The sequence below is a fragment of the Salinispora pacifica CNR114 genome (assembly GCF_000514775.1).
Classification (GTDB): Bacteria; Actinomycetota; Actinomycetes; order Mycobacteriales; family Micromonosporaceae; genus Micromonospora; species Micromonospora pacifica.
Genome location: NZ_KI911468.1, coordinates 47,063 through 63,063 on the forward strand (window position 1 = coordinate 47,063; position 16,001 = coordinate 63,063).

Genomic DNA, 16,001 nt, shown 5'->3' on the forward strand with positions numbered 1-16,001 from the left:
CACGGTGACCGGCGACGGCCCGGCCGGGCTCCCGCCCGCTGCCCCACCCCCGACCGGCCCACCCCCCGGTCCGCTGGAACCCTGGCCAGAAACCGTCCGCTGGCAGGCTGTCTCCACCGACCTGATCTGGGTTGAGCTGCTGCGACTGGCCGTGCTGATCGTCATCCTGCTGGCCGGGCTGGCGGTGGGGTGGGCAGTCAGCGGCCAGGGGGCGTTCGGGGTGGCCCTCGCCGGGGTGCTCCTCCTGACCGCGCTACGGACGGTCACCGTCATCCGGGCCGTACGCGCGTGGGGGTACGCCGAACGCGAAGATGACCTTCTGGTCCGACACGGTCTGCTGGTGCGCCGGCTGACCATCGTCCCGTACTCGCGGATGCAGTTCGTTGATGTCAGCGCCGGCCCGCTGGAGCGGGCCTTCAGCCTGGCTACCGTCCAACTGCACACGGCGGCGGCGGCCACCGACGCCCGGGTGCCGGGGCTACGCCCGGCGGAGGCGTCCCGTCTCCGCGACCGCCTCACCGCGCTCGGCCGCGACCGGGCGGAGGGCCTGTGAGCGAGCCGGCCGCACGAGATCCAGAGGAGACCCGGCCACCCGTCCCACAGCCGCACCCCGGCTGGTATCCCCCCGCCGCGCCGCCACACCCCGGCGGATATCCCCCCACCGCGCCGCCACACCCCGACTGGTACCCGCCGGCCGGCGCGCCCACCCCACCGGTGCCGCCGCACGGCGCCGAACGCCGGCAGCGGCTACATCCGCTCTCCCCCGCGCTACATGGCGCCAAGTCGCTGGTCGTGGTGATCGCTGGGCTCTCCTGGTCCACGCTGTCCCGGGTCGGCGTCGGCTGGTTCGTGGTGCTGGCGGTGGTGCTGGCGCTCGGCGCCACCGTGCTCGCGGTGGTCAGCTGGTACAACACCGGCTATCACGTCGTGGACCGCGAGCTCCGGGTGCACGAGGGGCTGCTCTGGCGACGCACCCGGGCGATCCCGCTGGAGCGCCTCCAGGCCGTGGAGGTGGTCCGACCGTTACTCGCCCAGCTCACCGGGTTGGCGGAGCTGCGCCTTGAGGTGGTCGGGGGTGGCAAGACCGAGGCGCCACTGGCGTATCTGAGCGTCGCGGACGCCGCCGCCCTGCGACAGCGGCTGCTCGCCCTGGCCGGGCCGCAACCGGAGGCCGCCGTCCCGGCACCGGACACATCGCTGGTCCGCCCGGAGGCGGCTCCGCCCGGCCAGCCACTGCACACGGTCCGGAACACGGACCTGTTACTGAGCCAGCTACTCACCCCACAGGCCTTCATGATCCCGTTCGGGGTGGCCTTCGTGGCGACGCAGTTCCTCTCCGGCGACTCCTGGTCGTTCGTCGCGGTGGCGAGCACGTTGACCGCGATGGCCGGGGTGCTGCTCCAGCCCATCCGCCGGGTGCTCGACGACTGGAACTTCCAGCTGGCTCGTGCTGCCGACACCCTGCGGATCCGCAACGGTCTGCTGGAGACCCGGGCGCAGACCGTGCCGCTACACCGGGTACAGACGGTCGGTGCGACCTGGCCGCTGTTGTGGCGGGCGAAGGGCTGGCTGCGGCTGCGGCTGGAGGTGGCCGGCTACTCGACGGGGGAAGCCGACGGGCGCAACCGACCAGACCAGCTCCTCCCGGTCGGCCGGCAACCGGTCGCCGAGGCGATCCTCGCGGAGGTGTTGCCCGGGGTACGCCTCGACGACCTGCCGCTGACCGCACCGCCACCCCGGGCTCGCTGGCTCAACCCGTTGGGTCAGCCGGTGCTCGGCGCCGGGCTGCACGAGCGGGTGTTCGCGGTCCGCTCCGGCCTGCTCACCCGCCAGGTCGTGGTCGTTCCGTACGCGAGGATCCAGAGCGTACGGGTGGTGCAGGGGCCGGTGCAGCGGCGGTTGGGGCTGGCGACGGTGCACGCGGACACCGCCGGCGGCGCCGGGGCCGCCGCCCGCGACCGAGCGGTCACCGAGGCGTGGGCCCTGGCCGCCGAGCTGACGGCCCGCGCGCACCAGGCCCGCCGCGCCAGCCGGCCGCGGTAGCGAGCCGCCGCTCCAGGTGACGAAGCTGGGTGCCGATCAGCGGCCGGCGGCCACCGCCTCATCCGCCGGCGGCGAATCAGCCGACGCCGCGGTGGCCGACGCCGCAGAGTCCGACGCCCGGAGGTCCGACGCCGCCGCAACCGGTTGGTCCGGGGCACGTCGGGCACGCCGGGCCGCCCACCATCGCTCGGCCAGCCCCACCGCCAGGAAGGCCATCCCCACGTACACCCAACCGACCAGGACGTCGATCACGTAGTGCTCCCCGGAGTAGACCAGGGTGAAGGTCATGGCCAGCGGGTACGCGAGCAGCAGCGGCCACCACCGCTTCCGCGTCCCGCGCAGGAAGAACAGCACCACGAACAGGGCGAACGCGGTGTGCAGCGACGGCATCGCGGCGACCGGGTTCGACGCGAGCTGACCGGCGTTGAGCAGATTCCCGGCGCCGTGCAGCCCGAAGACCTGCCACCCCCGGGTGGAGATCCGGGCCACCTCCTCCAGCAACCCGTTCTGCGCCGCCCACCATGGTGGTGCGGCGGGGTAGAGGAAGTACGTCACCAGGCCGCTGGCGCAGAGGAAGGCCCAGCGACGCATGAACGCCGCCCACCGCTGGCGGTCCCGCATCCAGAGCACCGCGGCAGCGGCCATCGCCACCACGAAGTGGGAGAAGTAGACCCAACTCACCAACGCGTCCCACCAGCGCACTTCCGGCTGGTAGAGGTGCTGCTGCAACCAGACCGTGGGCACCTGGCCGCCGGTGGCCCAGCCGAACATCACCCGGTCGGCGACGATCAGCTCGTAGGCGTGCGGGGTCGCCCCGTTGTCGGCGAAGCCACGAGAGAGGTTGTAGAGCACGAGCAGCAACACCACCGGCAGCCAGTCCCGGGCGAAGCGCAGGTGGCTGCGCCACGGCCGGGTGGAGTTCCAGGCGATGGTCGCCGCCCAGATCCAGACGAAGGCGTATGCCGGATCGGTGGGCAGGCCGATGACGAGCCAGCCGAGAACGAAGGCAGCCGCCCAAACCGACATCATGACCACGCGACGGCGCCCGCCGTCGGGCACCACCGGCGGATCAGTTCGGACAGGCTGTTGGGGGTCGATTGGAGCAGACATCACGGTCCAGGTTAACGACGGTCGGCGCAGCAGCGGACGCAGGAGGTCCTTCGGACGTTTCCGGGCGGTTCGCCTCAAGCGTGACCGGCCCGCCATCCAACCCATAGGCTGGTGACCATGCAGGAGCCCTTCTCCCCGGGCGCAACCGCCTCGGTGGAGCTGATTGTCACCGAGGTCGACACCGCCCAGGCTATTGGCTCCGGCGACGTGCCGGTCCTGGGCACGCCGCGAATCCTCGCCCTGGCCGAGGCGGCGACGGTCGTGGCGGTCGCTCGCCAACTGCCCGATGACGCCACGACCGTGGGAGTCCGAATCGAGTTGGACCACCGCGCCGCCACCCCGGTCGGCCGGACCGTGGTGGCGCGGGCCCGGCTGACGAAGGTCGACGGTCGACGGCTGATTTTTGCGATCTCCGTCACCGAGGGCGACTCCACCGTCGCCGAGGGGCGGGTGGAGCGGCTCGTGGTTGACCGGCAGCGCTTCATCGGGCGAGCCGGGCGGTCGTCATGACCCTCCGCTTCGGCGAAGTCGCCGACCGGGTGTATGTGTTACGCGAGCCGCTGCTACGGGTCAACGTGACGCTGCTCGTCGGCGACGGTGCGGCCCTGCTGGTGGACACCCTCTCCACGGCCGGCCAGGCGGCGGAGTTGGCGCGGGCGGCGCGGGCCGTCACCCCGCACCCGTGGGTGCTGGTGAACACACACCACCACTTCGACCACTGTTTCGGCAACGCCACCCTGGCCGGCGATCCGCCCTGCCCGGTGTACGCGCACCAGCTGGCCGCCGCCGCACTGCGCGACCCGGACCGGCTACGCCGGGCAGCGTACGAGGAGATGCACGGCGAGCAGCCCCGCCTCGCCGAGGAGTTACTCGGCACTGCCGTACTGGCGCCGACCCATCCGGTGGGCGAGCGAGAGGTGCTCGATGTGGGTGGCCGACAGGTCATCCTGCGGCACCTGGGTCGGGCACACACCGCGGCGGATCTGGTGGTGCACGTACCCGATGCGGAGGTGCTCGTCGTCGGCGATCTCGTGGAGCAGAGCGGCCCGCCGGCATTCGAGGACTCGTACCCGTTGCGGTGGCCGGAGGCGGTGGCCGAGCTTCTGCGGATGACGAACCCGACCACGGTGGTGGTACCGGGGCACGGCGACCTGGTTGACCACGGGTTCGTGCACGCCCAGCACGGCCTGCTCAGCGACCTGGCCTGGCAGATCCGTGCTGGCCACGCCGGTCGGACGCCGGTAGAGCGGGTGGCCGCCGAGGCACCCTTCGGTGCCCGCCCCGCGCTGATCGCCGCCCGTCGCGGCTACGCCGAACTCAACGGCGAGCTCTGATCCACGCCGGCCGGCCGCGCTGCCGGCGGGCACACCGCACCCGGAAGACCGGCGCACCGCCAGGTCCGCCGGGCCGGTGAGCTCCCCGCGGGGTCAGGGGTTCAGCAGGTCTGCCAGGCGGGCCAGGTGCGGGGTGGCCGCCATGACCGTGGCGCGCGCCTCGGGGGACAGGCGGGACACCGCGGCGCTGAGCAGGACGGCGCGCTGCTGCTCGTGATCGGCGATCCGAGCGTGGGCGGCGTCGGTGAGGCGCAGCCGGGCGGTACGGCGGTCGGCCGGAGCGCACTCGCGGTGTAGCAGCCCGGCGGCCACCAGGTCCCGGACGAGGGTGCTCACCGTGTTGGGTGCCGCGTGCAGGCGGCAGGCGGCATCCTTCACGCTGACATCGGGGTTGGCCCGGACCAGCAGGAGCAGCTCGACCTGGGCCTCCGGCAATGGGAGGCAGTTGGCGTGCTGGGCCACCGCGCGCCGCAGTCGGCGGTGCAGCTCGCCGACGACGGCGCCCAGCGCCGCCGTCGAAGCGGGGTCGAGGCACGGCGCCGGCTGCGCCGGCACGTCATCGGTCGTCACCGTGTCGCCCACCTCACCTCAAAAGACTCTGGATACAGAGCTAAGGTTACCCGGTTGGCAGGCAACCCCCGGGGGAACTCAGTGACGCAGACCGCACAACCGACCGCACCCGCCGCAGCCACTCCCGCCGGCCAGCCGCGGCCAGCAGGGGTCGGCGGTGGGCTTGGTCTGCTACTCCTACTCGGGGCGATCACCGCGATCGGCCCGCTCTCCCTGGACATGTACCTGCCGGCGCTCCCCGCCATGGCCCAGGACCTGAACGCGAGCCAGGCCCAGATTCAGCTCTCCCTCACCACCTGTCTGGTCGGGCTCGCCCTCGGGCAGTTCGTCACCGGCCCGCTCAGCGACCGCTGGGGCCGGCGGCGGCCGGCGCTGATCGGCCTCGTGGCGTACACCGTGCTCGCCCTGGCCTGCGCCGCGGCGCCCAGCGCACCGATGTTCACCGCCCTGCGGTTCGCCCAGGGCTTCGCCGGCGGGATGGCCGCCGTGGTGACCCGTGCCATCGTTCGCGACCTGTACTCAGGTCGGGCGGCAGCGAAGTACTTCTCCCGCCTCACCCTGGTCTTCGGGCTCGCCCCGATCGCCGCGCCGACCGTCGGCAGCCTGGTGCTGCGGTTCGGGTCGTGGCGGACCCTGTTCGTCCTCCTCGCGGTCGTCGGCGCACTGCTCACCGCCGTGGTGGCGGCCTGGCTGCCGGAGACCCTGCCCGCGCATCGGCGCAACCGCGACGGCCTCAGCGGCATCGTCCGGTCGCTTCGCGAGCTGCTCACCGACCGGGTCTACCTGGGGTACACGCTGACCCAGGGACTCGCCTTCGCCGGGCTGTTCGCGTACATCTCCGGTTCGTCGTTCGTCTACCAGGACGTGTTCCACCTCTCGGCGAGCACATTCGGTCTGCTGTTCGGCCTCAACGCGTTGGCCTTCGTGGCGGTCGGGCAGGCCAACGTCCGCCTGCTGGATCGGTTCCCGCCCCGCACCCTGCTGGTCAGCACCCTCGGGGTGAGTGCGGTGGCGGCAACCGGGGTGCTGGCCGGCGCGATCGCCGCCAGCCAGCTACTCCTCACGGCCGCGCTGCTGGCCTTCATCGCGTCGCTGGGCATGGTGATGCCGAACGGCACGAGCCTCGCCCTCGACCGACACGCACGCCACGCCGGGACCGCGGCAGCGCTGATGGGCGCCCTCCAGTCGGTGATCGGGTCGCTCGCCGCGCCCCTGGTCGGGCTGGGCGGGGAAGGCAGTGCCGTACCGATGGCAGCGGTACTCGCGGCCTCCGCCGCACTGTCGCTCACCGCCGCACTCACCCTGGCCCGTCCTCAGCGCCCCTGATCGATCACGCGTACCCGGGTGGTTTCGCACCCACCGATCCCGTGAACTGCGCCAACTGAAAAGGACATTGACTGCTGGCTATTGCGGTCGAATACTTCACCATGTTGCGATAGCAGCACCGGACGACGCGGGACACTCGTCGTCCGCTCGGGCATCCACGCGAGGGCATCGGTCCGACGACGGACCGCCGGCTCGCGTGCCCGCCACTCCTGCGCACGCCGCCTGCCACCGTGACCGCTCGTCGCTGCGGGCCGGCCAGGTGCCGCCCCGCGCCCGTCCCCCACGCGGGGTGGTAGGCGCCCCGCGAGTCAGGAGATCCCGTGTCCTCCTATCGAACCCGAACGGCCGTGCTCCTCACCGCGGCAATGACTCTCCTCGCGGCCGTCGTGGTGCTCATCACCAGGTCGGAGCCGGCGGCGGCGCACGGCGCCGCCATGGTCCCCGGCAGCCGTACCTTCCTCTGCTGGCGGGATGGGCTGAGCCCCACCGGCGAAATCCAGCCGTACAACCCCGCCTGCTCGGCGGCGGTGGACCAGAGTGGGGCCAACTCGCTCTACAACTGGTTCAGTGTGCTGCGCTCCGACGCCGCCGGTCGGACCGTCGGCTTCATTCCCGACGGCCAGCTGTGCAGCGGAGGAAACCCCGGCTTCCTCGGCTATGACCTGGCCCGCACCGACTGGCCACTGACGCACCTGACCGCTGGCCAGAGCATCGAGTTCCGCTACAGCAACTGGGCACACCACCCCGGGACGTTCTACTTCTACATCACCGAGGACAGTTGGAGCCCAACCCGCCCGCTGGCCTGGAGCGACCTGGAGGAGCAACCGTTCCTGACCGTCACCAACCCACCCCAACGTGGCGGTCCGGGCACCAACGACGGGCACTACTACTTCACCGGAACGCTGCCGGCCGACAAGAGCGGCCGACACCTCATCTACTCCCGCTGGGTCCGTTCGGACAGCCCGGAGAACTTCTTCGGCTGCTCGGACGTCACCTTCGACGGAGGCAATGGTGAGGTAACCGGCATCGGCCCCGGTGGCACCCTCCCGCCACCGAGCCCCACCACCGCACCACCGGACCCGACCACACCACCACCGAGCGGCGACTGCATGGCGGTCTACAAGGTGATCAACGCGTGGCCGGACGGCTTCCAGGGGGAGGTTGAGATCATGAACCACACCGCCGACACCTGGACCGGATGGGCGGCGAGTTGGACCTGGCCCAGCGGTCAGGCAATAACCCAGCTCTGGAATGGCACCCACACCACCTCGGGATCGGCGGTAGCGGTGAACAGCGCGTCGTACAACGGCACGGTGGCCCCGGGAGGCAGGACCACGTTCGGCTTCCTCGCCAGCCTCGCCGGCCCGAACACATCACCGACTGTGACCTGCAGCAGCAGCTGAATCGCAGCCGCACCCGGCTGTCAACGGCGACGGTCGGCACTGCCCTGAGCCGCGGCGCAGGGCGGTGCCGACCGTCGCTACACCCGGACCACCCGGATCACAAGATGGTCCACTCGGTACAGATCGGACCGGAGTCAGCCAGGGTGCAGACCAACCGAGCTGGCCCCGGTGCGGTGTCGTCCAGCATGAAACGTCCCAGACCGTCCGCGTCGGTGCCGACGGTCGAGTCGGAACCCGGCTGCTCTACCTGCACCCGAGCTGGCTGTGGCGGCACCAGCTGACCAACGATCCGAAGCCGATCACGAACGGGGATAACCTCCACCTCGATGGTGATCGAATCTGCGCGAAAGGTCAGCAGCCGCGCCTCGTCGCCGCGGACCTCGGCTGCCCCGGACATGCTCTCCACCAACCGGGCAAGCTCGGCATCGGGCGAACGCCAGCTGTAGCTGGCGACCGCGGCGGCGCGTACCGACTCCGGAACCGAATCGACCTCAGCCAGTAGGCTCCCCAGCCGGACAAGCAGTTCCTCATCTGATGTGGTTAATCGGTCGTCACTCATGCGTACGCACGCTCCCCTAGGTACGTCGCTGCGGTGCCGGCTGACTCAGCAGTGCCCGAAGCGTCGCCAGGCACCGGGCGCGAGAAGGGCCAAGACTGCCGATGGGCACCGAGAGCGCCGCAGCAGCGATCGCATAGCTGCCCACCGGCTCGAACACCAGCAACCGTAGTAGCTCCTGACAGCGTATCGGCAACTTGCGGTAGGCGTGCCACAGCTCCGCATCAGTTTCCTCAGCGACCAGCCGCTGCCAGGGCTCCGGCTGCGACTCGTCAATCGGCTCTGACCGCGTGAACTCCGGTGACGGCACCTCCCACCGGTTGCGCAGCAGGGCAAGGGCCTCACGGCGCGCGGTGGTGGCAAGCCACGCCCCCACCGATCCAGGATCACGTAGCTTGTCCAGATTTTCCACGAGCCGCAACCAGGTCGCCTGGCTGACGTCCGCGACGTCAGCCTCGTCGAGCCGGAATCCTCGCGCCACCGTATAGACCAGCCGCGCGTACCGGTCGACCAGTGCCTCCCACGCCGCCTGATCCCCGTTGGCAGCAGCACGCACCAGCTGACCTGCGTCGTCGTCGCTCATAGACAGGAATCGTACAGCGCTACCTGAGCGCATCAGATCAGCCCGAGGTGGCCTCCAAACCGCTGGTTGGCCGTCCTCAGGTCGGCCATTAGCTGGTTGGCAGCGGTCACCGCGCCGACCTCCGAGTCGATCCGGGCGGAGAGTTCGGCAGCCACCCGCGGCGCGGCGAAGGAGGTTCCGCTCCATTGTGCCCACCCCTCCGGGAACAGCGCGTGGTCGATGTACGTGCTTCGTACGTCCGCACCGGGCGCGACGACGCTGACCCACGGTCCGGCGTTACTCCAGGAACAGAGGCTGCTGCCGTCGTGCGCGGCAACCGCCAGGACCTGCCCACTCCACGACTCGTCGGCCGCGGCGAACGCTGCGGGCCAGAACGGGTCGCTGCGGTTGCCATCGTTGCCGGCGGCGGCGACCACCACCCGGTCGATTCCGGACAGGGCCTGCTCCAACGCCGCGCGTACGCCGAGCGGTGCGGATCCGTCGGCGGTGAAGCCGCCGAGGGAGAGGTTGATCACCTTGGTCTCCGGGTGCAGTCGGCCAAGGGAGGCGATCAGCTCGTCCTCCGTGCAGACACCAAAGGTGTCCAAGGTACGAATCACCCGTAACACTGCCCGGTCCGTGTGATTCGCGATGACACCACCGATGAAGTTGGCGTGCCCCACGTCGCCGTCGAGCAGCCCATCCTCATCGACATCGGTCTCCGTCTCCACCTCCACGCCGTCCGCGGCTAGGTAGCCCGCCGGAAGCGGGGTCTCGGTCCAGAACCCGGTATCGACGATGGATACCGGGACGCGACCGGTTTCGGCCGGCATCTTCAACGTCGATGCGGCGACGGGCGCCGGCGGCCCGAACGGACCTCCGTGGTTGAACGGACTGGCCAGGAAGACGTGGTTGGGGCTGACCACCTGCCGGCCGGTTGGCCGGTCCGCCCGCAGCGCGCGGCACGCAGCCGGTACATCCAGCCCCGGTGCCCGATAGCGACGCAGGCCCGGCAGTAGCTCCTCATCGCCGGAGCCGGGCTGCGCGGCCCGAGCACGCCCGAGGTAGCGTTCGGCATCCCGGCGACTGTCTTCGGCGACCAACAGTTCGTCGGCGACGAACCACGCCCGGGCGTCACCGCCGACAGCGGTGTGCGCGAGCTTGGGAAGGCGCTCCAGCCGCGCCCGACGGCGGGCAGCGAATCGGTTGACGCGTTCCGAGGACGGAGGCATCCATCTCTCCTTCGCTAGGGGAATCGATCACACCCACCTGCCGGCGACCGGCTGGCGGGCGTTCGCACAAGAGAGGGTGGTGGACCGCTCGCTGATACGAACTGTGGACAGGGAGTTGAGTCAGGTATCTGACTAATACTCATCCGAGCTGACATCAGCCACAGTGGACATTTGGGAAGCTTCATCGGGCGGCTTCTCGGTCGTTCCCCGCTGTGCCAAAATCAAAGGTGATGGACAGCGCCGACCAGATGGACGACAGTCCAGCAGGCAAGGCGCTCCACCTCGTCACCGCCGACCCGGCCCGCGCCGCCGCGCTGGCCGATGCCGCGCTCGCCGCTGCCCGTGCGGGCGCGGATCCCGACCAGGAGACAGTGGCGCTGCGGGCCCTCGGGCTCGCCGCGCGGGAACAACACAACGCGGATCACGGGCTCCGCCACCTACGCCGGGCACGCCGGGTCGCCGAGGTCGCCCAACTCCCGGTCCGCGCCGCCGAAGCCCGGATGAGCCTGGCGCTGGTCCTGGCCGAGGCGGGCCAACCGCAACAGGCGCTGCGCGAGATCGACGCCGCGTCACCGATCCTCCGTGGGCTGCCCGCCGCACGCCTACAGATGCAGCGGGCGCTGATCCTCGACCGCCTCGGCCGCTTCGACGAGGCGATGGCCGGCTACACCGATGCGCTGGCCGCGTTCCGCCGGAGCGGGGACCGGTTGTGGCAAGCCCGTGCGCTCACCAACAGAGGAGTGCTACACACCTACCGCGGAAGCCTGCGCCAGGCCGAGACCGACCTGCGGGCCGCGGAGCACGGCTACGCGGAGCTCGACCAGGAGCTGGCTCTGGCCCAGGTCCGCCACAACCTCGGCTTCGTCCTGTCCCGCGCGGGTGACATACCTGGCGCACTGCGCTGGTACGACCTGGCCGACCAGTACTTCGCCAGGACCACCCGCCCGGCGATCGCCCTGATGGATCGAGGCGAACTACTACTGGGGGCGCGGCTACTGCCGGAGGCTCGCGCGGCGGCCGAGGCCGCCCTGGACGCGGCCCGGGCAAGCCGAATGGGGCTCTACGAGGCACAGGCCCGGCTGATGCTGGCCGAAGTCGCGTTGGCCGAGGCCGACCTGCCGACCGCCTCGAAGCAGGCGCAGGCCGCGTACCGCCTGTTCAGTCGACAGAACCGACCGGCCTGGGCGGCACTCTCCCGATACGTCAAGCTACGGGCCAGCTCACCGGACGAGCCGGCGCACCTGCGGCAGGCCCGCTCCGTCGCCCGTGCGCTGGCGGCGAGTAGCTGGCCGATACCGGCACTCGACGCCCGCCTCTATGCCGCCCGAGTCGCCCTCGACCGGGCGCTGCACACCGGGCAACGCGCGAAGGTCGCCGCCATCGCCGGAGAGTTGAGTGCCATCCGTGCCGCCAGCCGTGGTGGGCCGGTCCAGCTCCGGGCCCGCGCCTGGCATGCCGAGGCACTTCGCCGAATCGCCACCGGCGACACCGCCGGGGCACGCCGGGCGCTCAACGCGGGAATGGCACTGCTGGACCGCTACCAGGCAGCCCTCGGCGCCACGGAGCTGCGGGTGATGGCCGGGGTATACGCCCTGGACCTGGCCAGCACCGGCCTTCGACTAGCGGTTCGGGGCGGGCAGGCCCGGGCGATCCTACGCTGGAGTGAACGGTGGCGAGCCGCCACGCTGCGGCTACCCCCCGCCCGGCCGCCGGACGAAGCCGGGCTCGCCGCCGACCTGGCCGAGCTGCGCCGCACCGTCGACGAAGCCGCCCAGACGAGTGCCGCGTTGGGATCGACCCTGCTGCGTCAACAGCGGATGATCGAGGAACGGATCCGGGCCCGTAGCTGGCAGGCCAGCGGCACCGAGACCGGCACGGCGAGTGGAATTCCACTGGACCGGATCGCGGTGGAGCTGGCCGACCAGACGCTGGTCGAGCTGATCGACATAGACGGCACGCTCCACATCGTCGTGGTGCACGGCGGCCGATTTCACACCCGGGCGCTGGGTGCGCTCGCCACCGTCACCGATGAGCTTCAGGCACTGCGGTTTGCGCTGCGACGCATCCTGACCAGCCGTGGCACCGATGACTCCCGGGCGGCGGCGGCGACCGCGGCCCGGTTCGCGGTGCACCAGCTGGACAGCCTGATCTTCGGCGCGATACAACCGTGGCTCGGCGCCGGCGGGCTGGTCCTGGTGCCGGTCGGCGCCCTGCACGCCATGCCGTGGGCCCTGCTACCGACCTGTGCCGGCCGACCGGTCACGGTGGTGCCGTCAGCGTCGGAGTGGCTCACCGCGTCGGCCCGCCGCCGAGCCGCCCACCCGGCGACGGCCACTCCGCCGCACCAGCGGGACCCAGTGCTGGTCGCCGGCCCCGGCCTCGCCTATGCCGAGGCGGAGGTGCAGCGGCTGGCCGGAACACTCGCTCCCGTCAAGATGCTCCTCGGCCCCGACGCGACCGCCGAGGCAGCGCTCGCGGCGCTGGATGGCGCCCCCCTTGCCCACCTCGCCGCACACGGCACCTTCCGCACCGACAATCCCATGTTCTCGCACGTACGCCTCGCCGATGGTCCGCTGACCGTCTACGACCTGGAGCGGCTCGCCTGCGCGCCCGGGACAGTGGTGCTCTCCGCCTGCGACGTGGGGCTGTCAGCGGTGCACCCGGGCGAGGAACTGATGGGGTTGTCGACCGCGCTGCTCCAGCTGGGAACGGCGACGGTACTGGCCAGTGTCCTGCCGGCGCTGGACTCCGCGGCGCAGGAGCTGATGGTGGAGATGCATCGACGGCTGGCCACCGGTGACACACCGCGGCTCGCCCTCGCCGGCGCACAGGCGGAATTCGGTGCCGGGCTGGACGCCGGCACCGCCACCGCCGCCTCGTTCGTCTGCTTCGGCGCCGGCTGACCGACCTCCCCAGCCCCGGCCGCGCCCACCAGCCCGCCCGGATGACACGCCGTCGACTACCCGGCTAACCTCCCGCGAACACCCTCCGTCACTCCACAACGGAGCGAGTAGTCAGGCGCCGATCTGATACGTCGCCTTCGCGACATGGACCGCATGCATCAGACGCGCCCCGGACCCTCTCTTATGGGGGAACCGCACGGGGACGACGAACGAAACACATCCCATCGCGCCGGACAGCTCGCAGCTTTGAGTCCACGCGCGACGAAGGAGAGGTGTGAAGGTGCTCCAGCTAACCAACACCAGCAATTGCACGAGCAGGGTCCGAAGCCGCACCGGTCCCCTCATCGTCGGCATCGGCGGCACCATGCGCCCCGGGTCCTCCACCGAACAGGCGGTCCGGGCCGCGTTGTCCGCCGCCGAGCAGGCCGGAGCCCGTACGCACCTACTCGGTGCCACCGAGCTACAGCTGCCGCTCTACCTGCCCGGCGAAAGCCGGCGGACGGCGGCAGCCCGACAGTTCATCAACGCCGTACGCCTGGCCGACGGGATCGTGATCGGAACGCCGGCGTACCACGGAGGTATCTCCGGCCTGGTCAAGAATGCCCTCGACTACATCGAGGACCTGGGGGACGCGCCCCGCCCCTACCTACACGGTCGGGCCGTCGGCTGTCTGGTCACCGCTCGCGGATCCCAGGCCGCCACCACCCTCACCAGCCTCCGCGCCGTGGTACACGCGCTCCGGGGTTGGCCGACGCCGCTCGGCGTCGCGGTCAACACGGAGCACGTCACATTCGCCGCCGACGGCACCAGCAGCGATGCGCACATCTCTTCCCAGCTGTCCCTGATGGGAGAGCAGGTCGTCGAGTTCGCCCTCGCCCGAGCCACCACCGCCTGACTTCCAGCCCGACCCGAAGTGGAGTACGACATGTTGAACAACAACCGCTCCGCCGCAACCGCGGACGTAGCCGACGGCACCGTCGACAGCCCCCCGCTGGCGGCTTCCCCGGCGGCAGCCGTATCCGTCGACAGCCAGCAGACCAGCGCCCAGCCGATCGATCCCGACGTGGAGGGGCTCGACGACCTGGACAACGTCGACTTCGACCTGGACGAGGTGGAAAACAAGATCGCACCGCTCGCCCTCGCGTCGAATGAGGCGATCCAGTGGCGCCGGTGACCGTGGCCGCCGGTGCCGCCGTTCGGGTGGATATCAACACCGGCCCCGCCAGCTCCTATGTCGGGCTGCGTGAATGTATCGCCGCGCTCCGCGCGGCAGGTGCCAGCTTTGGCGAGCTACCCCACCGCCACGCCGCCGAGTGGGCGGAGCTGGCCCCCGACGACAAGCCACAGGACAACCCACTGCCACTCGGCGAGATCGCACTCGCCGCCTCCGAGCGGCGACTGCACCGGGAGAGCGAGCAGGTGTACCGAGTCCTCTCGGTCGCTGCCGCCGCGCTCTGCGCCGGCACCGCGGAGTTGGGTCGTCCACTGCTCGTCAGCGGCGCCGGCGGCACCGACCTGTCGTCCCTGCGCGGGCTGATGCGGGCCGTTGAGCACTCACGGGTCCACCCCGGCGCGGCACTCCTGCTGGATCGACCCGAATCGGTCCGGGCGCCGCTCGGACCGCACGCCGACTATCGCGCCGAGCGGGCTCGCTGCCTCCGTCGCATGGACCTGCCCATCACTGTCGAGGATCTCGTGCTGGACCTACCGTCGGTTGCGGCCACCGCGGTGGCGCCCGCCTCCGAGGAGGGCAAGCTCTACCAGCGGGCACGCGACCAGCACAGCTCCGCCGTCGACCGGGTCGCCGCCGCCATGGCCTACTGCCGACGGGCCTTCTTCTCCGCGAACTGGGAAGGGATGGCGCTCGTCGCCACCGAGGCGATCGAGCTCCTGCCCGGGGTCCCCACGCCGGCCCTTTCCGAGCTGCTGGCCAAGGCGGAACGCGAGGACAGTCTGGTCCACGCCATCGAGTTCGAAACCACAATCCTGCGCAGCACCGCTGATATCCGTGGCTTCCTCCTCAAGGTAATCGGCATTCAGGCCGGCTTCCGCGGGGACCAGGACGCGGCTGTCACCGCCTTCCGCGCCATTCGCGAGCACGACGACGGCCTCTCGCCGGAGATCCGCGCCCAGTCCCACTTGTACACCGCCCTCACCCTCTCCAAGCGCAAGGGCCGCCTAGGCGAGGCGGTGGCCGAGGTCGAGCAGGGATTCGAGGTTGTCCGGGAACGCCCGAACGAGGCCGACAGCGTCCGGCGGGAACGGGGCTGGCTGCACAACCTGCGCGGGCTGACCCTCTTCGCCGAGCGACGACTCGGCCCGGCGTTCGAGCATGAGAAGAAGGCTCTCGCCTGCCTCGCCGGCCTGAACGATGCCAGCTCCGCTCACCTGCGCATCAATCTGTACTCCAACATCAGTGTGTTGCAGGAGAAGGCCGGCAAGTATTCGTCCGCGCTGGCGACCTGGGACAAGTTCCGGCAAGCCACCGGCTCCTCGACCGCGGGCTTCGCCAAGCACCACTCGTATCGCAGCGCCGGGCTGCGGCTGCTGGTCGGTGATCGGGAAGCCGCTGTCAAGGAGATCGACACGACCCTCACCAACGCCGCCGGACTCAACGACATCTTCCACCAGACCGAGGTCCGCCTCGAGCTGGGCATGCTGCACGCCACGGCGGGTCACCGCGAGGCCGCCGTCGCGGAATACGAGCTGGCCGAGCAGGACGCGCGACGGCTCGGCGACCCCTACCGGATCGCTCTCGCCCAGGCCGGACAGGTGATGACCGGTGGGGCCGGCGGGGATATCCCGGCCACCGTGGCGAATGCGGAACTGAGCCTGACCCGTCCGGTCGAGGCGACGGCCCTCGCGAAGGCGGTATCCGGCTCAGCGGAGCTCGCCGAGCTCCTGCCGAAGCCCCGCACGAAGCTCAACCGTCCCTTCGACCTGATCAACTTTCAGGACTGAC

15 protein-coding genes are annotated in these 16,001 nt (G+C 70.9%); 10 read left to right on the plus strand and 5 right to left on the minus strand.

Annotation, left to right across the window (positions count from 1 at the left end):
- Positions 1 to 4: 4 nt before the first annotated feature.
- Entirely contained in the window at positions 5 to 553 is a 549-nt protein-coding gene (locus B118_RS0127125; RefSeq protein ID WP_018223432.1) for a PH domain-containing protein, read from the plus strand.
- Positions 550 to 2,043, plus strand: coding sequence for a PH domain-containing protein (locus tag B118_RS0127130; protein ID WP_028188378.1), 1,494 nt, complete (start codon positions 550 to 552; stop codon positions 2,041 to 2,043). Before B118_RS0127125 ends, B118_RS0127130 begins: the two co-directional genes overlap by 4 nt.
- Before the next feature lie 36 nt (positions 2,044 to 2,079).
- Here B118_RS0127130 and B118_RS0127135 read toward each other — a convergent pair whose 3' ends face one another.
- Positions 2,080 to 3,153: a phosphatase PAP2 family protein gene (locus B118_RS0127135; RefSeq protein WP_033669736.1), complete on the minus strand. Its 1,074-nt coding sequence runs from the start codon at positions 3,151 to 3,153 to the stop codon at positions 2,080 to 2,082.
- Between the two features lie 117 nt (positions 3,154 to 3,270).
- Between B118_RS0127135 and B118_RS0127140 the strand changes: the two genes are divergently transcribed.
- Together B118_RS0127140 and B118_RS0127145 are read left to right on the plus strand one after the other, a co-directional pair.
- Positions 3,271 to 3,663, plus strand: a complete 393-nt coding sequence (locus tag B118_RS0127140) for a thioesterase family protein (protein ID WP_018223429.1) — start codon at positions 3,271 to 3,273, stop codon at positions 3,661 to 3,663.
- Entirely contained in the window at positions 3,660 to 4,487 is an 828-nt protein-coding gene (locus B118_RS0127145) for an MBL fold metallo-hydrolase (protein ID WP_018223428.1), read from the plus strand. Before B118_RS0127140 ends, B118_RS0127145 begins: the two co-directional genes overlap by 4 nt.
- A gap of 93 nt (positions 4,488 to 4,580) precedes the next feature.
- Here the strand turns inward: B118_RS0127145 and B118_RS0127150 are convergent, their stop codons facing one another.
- Positions 4,581 to 5,069, minus strand: coding sequence for a MarR family winged helix-turn-helix transcriptional regulator (locus B118_RS0127150; protein ID WP_018811175.1), 489 nt, complete (start codon positions 5,067 to 5,069; stop codon positions 4,581 to 4,583).
- Positions 5,070 to 5,138: 69 nt separating this feature from the next.
- Here B118_RS0127150 and B118_RS0127155 point away from each other — a divergent pair, with 69 nt between their 5' ends.
- Positions 5,139 to 6,383 carry a multidrug effflux MFS transporter gene (locus tag B118_RS0127155; RefSeq protein ID WP_018223426.1) on the plus strand — a complete coding sequence of 415 codons (1,245 nt, stop codon included), beginning with the start codon at positions 5,139 to 5,141 and terminating at the stop codon, positions 6,381 to 6,383.
- 365 nt (positions 6,384 to 6,748) lie between these two features.
- Positions 6,749 to 7,786 (plus strand): lytic polysaccharide monooxygenase, encoded by a 1,038-nt coding sequence (locus B118_RS0127160; RefSeq protein WP_196230333.1) that lies wholly within the window; start codon positions 6,749 to 6,751, stop codon positions 7,784 to 7,786.
- 97 nt (positions 7,787 to 7,883) lie between these two features.
- Here B118_RS0127160 and B118_RS0127165 read toward each other — a convergent pair whose 3' ends face one another.
- The 3 genes from B118_RS0127165 to B118_RS0127175 are packed head-to-tail and all read right to left on the minus strand — an operon-like array spanning position 7,884 to position 10,136.
- The gene (locus tag B118_RS0127165) at positions 7,884 to 8,345 is read right to left on the minus strand and encodes a hypothetical protein (protein ID WP_018223424.1); all 462 of its coding nucleotides are present in this window, start codon (positions 8,343 to 8,345) and stop codon (positions 7,884 to 7,886) included.
- Between the two features lie 16 nt (positions 8,346 to 8,361).
- A complete protein-coding gene (locus tag B118_RS0127170; protein WP_018223423.1) occupies positions 8,362 to 8,925 on the minus strand; it encodes an RNA polymerase sigma factor in 564 nt (187 codons plus the stop codon).
- 32 nt (positions 8,926 to 8,957) lie between these two features.
- Entirely contained in the window at positions 8,958 to 10,136 is a 1,179-nt protein-coding gene (locus B118_RS0127175; RefSeq protein ID WP_018811177.1) for a S8 family peptidase, read from the minus strand.
- Between the two features lie 230 nt (positions 10,137 to 10,366).
- On the opposite strand from B118_RS0127175, the gene B118_RS0127180 reads away from it, so the two are divergent.
- The 4 genes from B118_RS0127180 (at position 10,367) to B118_RS0127195 (ending at position 16,000) form a co-directional block, all read left to right on the plus strand.
- Complete coding sequence (locus B118_RS0127180) at positions 10,367 to 13,039, plus strand: CHAT domain-containing protein (protein WP_018223421.1); 2,673 nt, start codon at positions 10,367 to 10,369, stop codon at positions 13,037 to 13,039.
- A gap of 274 nt (positions 13,040 to 13,313) precedes the next feature.
- Entirely contained in the window at positions 13,314 to 13,934 is a 621-nt protein-coding gene (locus B118_RS0127185) for an NADPH-dependent FMN reductase (protein ID WP_018811178.1), read from the plus strand.
- 18 nt (positions 13,935 to 13,952) lie between these two features.
- On the plus strand, positions 13,953 to 14,213 hold the full coding sequence (locus B118_RS0127190; protein ID WP_018811179.1) for a lymphostin biosynthesis Trp-donating RiPP: 261 nt from the start codon (positions 13,953 to 13,955) through the stop codon (positions 14,211 to 14,213).
- On the plus strand, positions 14,201 to 16,000 hold the full coding sequence (locus B118_RS0127195; protein ID WP_028193798.1) for a hypothetical protein: 1,800 nt from the start codon (positions 14,201 to 14,203) through the stop codon (positions 15,998 to 16,000). The genes B118_RS0127190 and B118_RS0127195 overlap by 13 nt, the downstream gene beginning before the upstream one ends.
- Position 16,001: the final 1 nt, after the last annotated feature.

Coding starts and splice junctions, on each gene's coding strand:
- B118_RS0127145 (WP_018223428.1), top strand. CDS start 3,660: ATGACCCTCCGCTTCGGCGAAGTCGCCGACCGGGTGTATGTGTTACGC.
- B118_RS0127175 (WP_018811177.1), bottom strand. CDS start 10,136: ATGCCTCCGTCCTCGGAACGCGTCAACCGATTCGCTGCCCGCCGTCGG.
- B118_RS0127180 (WP_018223421.1), top strand. CDS start 10,367: ATGGACAGCGCCGACCAGATGGACGACAGTCCAGCAGGCAAGGCGCTC.
- B118_RS0127165 (WP_018223424.1), bottom strand. CDS start 8,345: ATGAGTGACGACCGATTAACCACATCAGATGAGGAACTGCTTGTCCGG.
- B118_RS0127160 (WP_196230333.1), top strand. CDS start 6,749: ATGACTCTCCTCGCGGCCGTCGTGGTGCTCATCACCAGGTCGGAGCCG.
- B118_RS0127170 (WP_018223423.1), bottom strand. CDS start 8,925: ATGAGCGACGACGACGCAGGTCAGCTGGTGCGTGCTGCTGCCAACGGG.
- B118_RS0127135 (WP_033669736.1), bottom strand. CDS start 3,153: ATGTCTGCTCCAATCGACCCCCAACAGCCTGTCCGAACTGATCCGCCG.
- B118_RS0127140 (WP_018223429.1), top strand. CDS start 3,271: ATGCAGGAGCCCTTCTCCCCGGGCGCAACCGCCTCGGTGGAGCTGATT.